The 2699-nt window shown below is 62.2% G+C and carries 4 protein-coding genes; 1 reads left to right on the top strand and 3 read right to left on the bottom strand.

The window, feature by feature from the left end:
* The 3 genes from WCE35_RS25395 to WCE35_RS25385 all read right to left on the bottom strand — a co-directional run.
* Positions 1-634: AMP-binding protein (locus tag WCE35_RS25395; protein WP_424596055.1), on the bottom strand; the 634-nt coding region annotated here is incomplete at its 3' end.
* A 146-nt stretch (positions 635-780) separates the two neighbouring features.
* Positions 781-1599 carry an alpha/beta hydrolase gene (locus WCE35_RS25390; protein WP_424596054.1) on the bottom strand — a complete coding sequence of 273 codons (819 nt, stop codon included), beginning with the start codon at positions 1597-1599 and terminating at the stop codon, positions 781-783.
* A 6-nt stretch (positions 1600-1605) separates the two neighbouring features.
* Positions 1606-2097 carry a MarR family winged helix-turn-helix transcriptional regulator gene (locus WCE35_RS25385; RefSeq protein WP_424596053.1) on the bottom strand — a complete coding sequence of 164 codons (492 nt, stop codon included), beginning with the start codon at positions 2095-2097 and terminating at the stop codon, positions 1606-1608.
* 289 nt (positions 2098-2386) lie between these two features.
* On the opposite strand from WCE35_RS25385, the gene WCE35_RS25380 reads away from it, so the two are divergent.
* On the top strand, positions 2387-2699 hold a 313-nt coding region (locus WCE35_RS25380), incomplete at its 3' end, for an ABC transporter substrate-binding protein (protein ID WP_424596052.1).

Here is a 2699-nt window from a genome sequence, read left to right as displayed (position 1 = left end):
ACGTAAACCCAAGCAGGGCGACGTCGTCGCGTCCCGTTTTCACCGCGTCGAACTTCACCGGCTTGTTCAGCGCCACCCGGTCGAGCTCGGCGTCATGGTTCGACGTGCCGTCGAAATTCACCACCTGCTTCAAAAACCGGCTGGTCTTCGCGCACGCGACCAGTTCGTCGGCGATGCGACTGTCCGTCAGCGCGAGGCCGATCTCTGCCTTGTCGATGATCTTGGCCAATTCACCGGCACGAAGCATCGGCATGGTATTGACGACGACGGCGCCTGCTTTCGTTGCCGCAAGCCATGCCGCGACCAGGGCCGGATTGTTGCCCGAGCGTATCAGCACGCGGTTGCCGGGCTTGACGCCGTAATTCTCCACCAAGGCATGGGCGAGGCGGTTCGACCAGTCCGCCAGCTCCTTGTAGGTGCGCTGGCGGCCGTTGCCGATCAGCGCGATGCGATCGCCGAGCCCCTGCTCGACGATCCGATCGGTCAGTTCGACCGCGGCGTTGAGATATTCGGGATATTGAAATTCCGGCCGGTCGAGCAGCAATTCCGGCCATTGGTGGAACGGCGGAAGATTTCGCCGCGCAAAATCGTCAACGTGACCCGATGGGCCGAGGCTCGGAATTCCACCCGACATTGACATCCTCCCCCCGATTTCGGGATGAAAGGCTTGCGACCTGTGTTGCGGGGCCGTCCGGCAGCGCCTTATGCCGAAACATTTTATACTTAAAGTAATTTGGCGCAAGAGCCCGAATCCGGGCATTCCAGCACTTTTTCTGAAATCTAGCGTCCCGCCAGTTCCGTCAGCCGCAGCACCATCGGCGATCGCGGATCGGCCAGCGGCGCAATCGCGGTGAAGTGGTTGGCGTCGGGGACGGTACCGAACCGGGTGGTGATGCCGGCCCGGCCCCATCGTTCGACGATGGTCCGGCTCTGCCGGAAATACTCGGCACTTTCGTTTTCACCGACGACAGCATCGAGCCTGCCGTGCAGCGGCGCCGGCCAGAACAATGGGCTCGCGGCTCTCGCGGTCGTGGGGTCGAGGTGCAATGCGTTGTTGATGGAGGTTTCGACCAGCGGCGCAAGATCGAACAGGCCGGAAATGCAATAGGCTGCGCTGACGAGATCTGGCGGTAACGAAGCATCGAACGCCGGCCAATCGGTTGCCAGCATGCAGGCGGCAAGATGCCCCCCCGCGGAATGGCCGCTGATGACGAGGGATTTTCCAGGCCGTGCCAGCGCACGGGTCATCGTTCGCATTTGCCGGATGATGTCATCGATGGTGACATTGGGGCACAGATCATAGCCTGGAATGGCGACGCCGATCCCGTGCGCGTTGAGGCCCGCGGCGAGGTGGCTGAAAAACGAGCCGTCCAGCGCCTGCCAGTAGCCGCCGTGAATGAAAACGACGATCGGACCGTCATGGCCGCCGGGAAAGAAATCGATGGTGTGGCGCGCACCTGGACCGTAGGACATCGAACGCGGCGCCGTACGCTCACGGTAGGCCGCGGCGTCGCGCGCCCAGCCGGCAATCAGCGCCGGATGCTCCGGAACCCGGGCCCGGTTATTGTATTCGGCCTCGTAGTCGATCCCGGCGCTCAAGGCTGATCATGCTCGTGCTTGGGCGGATTTCCGCGCCGAAGCCTTGGTCCTGGCCAACAGGCGCATCAATTCGCGGACGTCCTTTGGGGTGAGATCCGAAAAGATATCGGCGATCCACCTCTCGTGCTCCGCGGCCATCTTGCGAAACTCGGCGCGGCCTGCCTTCGTCAATCGTATGACCTGGACGCGCCGATCGGAATCCGATGTGCGCCGGTCGAGATGACCGGATTCGACCAGCCGCTCGACCAGCCCGGTTACATTGCCGTTGGAAACCATCATCCGTTTCGATACGTCCGACAGCGTCATGCCGTCCGGCGCCTTGTCGAGCTGGGCCATCAGGTCGAAACGCGGCAGCGTGACATCGAACCGTTCGCGCAACCGGCCGCGCACCTCGCCTTCGATGAGGTTGGCGCAGGTCAGGAGCCGAAGCCATAATCGCAACTCGTCGCCGTGATCTTCCGGCAACTCGACGGCCTTGGTCTCGGAATCGAGGATCATGATGCAATCGCGCCCGTCGGCTTTCGCCCTGAAGGATCGACCATCAAATAGTTTGGCGAGCGCCGCAAGTCAAAACGCCGATGCTCTGCCACGGCATTTTTGGTTTCTTTAGGGTTCAAACATCTGGCGTACGGCTTGCATGCCGCTGTATGGGCGGCTTTTTGCTGCCCCGGCCAGCACCCGCTTGCTTGCGGGGACAGCCATCATGAGCATAAGCTGAACCTTGAAAGTTCGAGCCTGGATTGGCGCGCGGATATCGGTCGCGTGTCGCGGCCGATGGGGAGGGGTCATGAAGAAGCAGTTGAAGTTCGCCGGGCTGGCGGCATTGTTGGGCATCTCGGCCGACGCGGCGCTTGCGCAGGAGAAGATCAAGATCGGCGTGATCGTGACCTTGTCGGGTCCGGCGGCGGTTCTTGGCCAGCAGGCCCGCGACGGTTTTGCGCTCGCGGTCAAGTATCTCGGCGGCAAGATGGCGGGCCGCGAGGTCGAGGTCATTGCGGTCGATGACGAGCTCAAGCCGGACGGTGCGGTGACCAAGGTCAAGGGCCTGCTCGAACGCGACAAGGTCGATTTCGTGGTGGGCCCGATCTTCTCCAATATCC

The sequence above is a fragment of the Bradyrhizobium sp. genome (genome assembly GCF_049691595.1).
Taxonomy (GTDB): Bacteria; Pseudomonadota; Alphaproteobacteria; order Rhizobiales; family Xanthobacteraceae; genus Bradyrhizobium.
Note: the sequence above shows the minus strand (reverse complement) of the source record. Positions and strands in the feature narration are given on the sequence as shown.

Coding starts and splice junctions, on each gene's coding strand:
- WCE35_RS25385 (WP_424596053.1), bottom strand. CDS start 2,097: ATGATCCTCGATTCCGAGACCAAGGCCGTCGAGTTGCCGGAAGATCAC.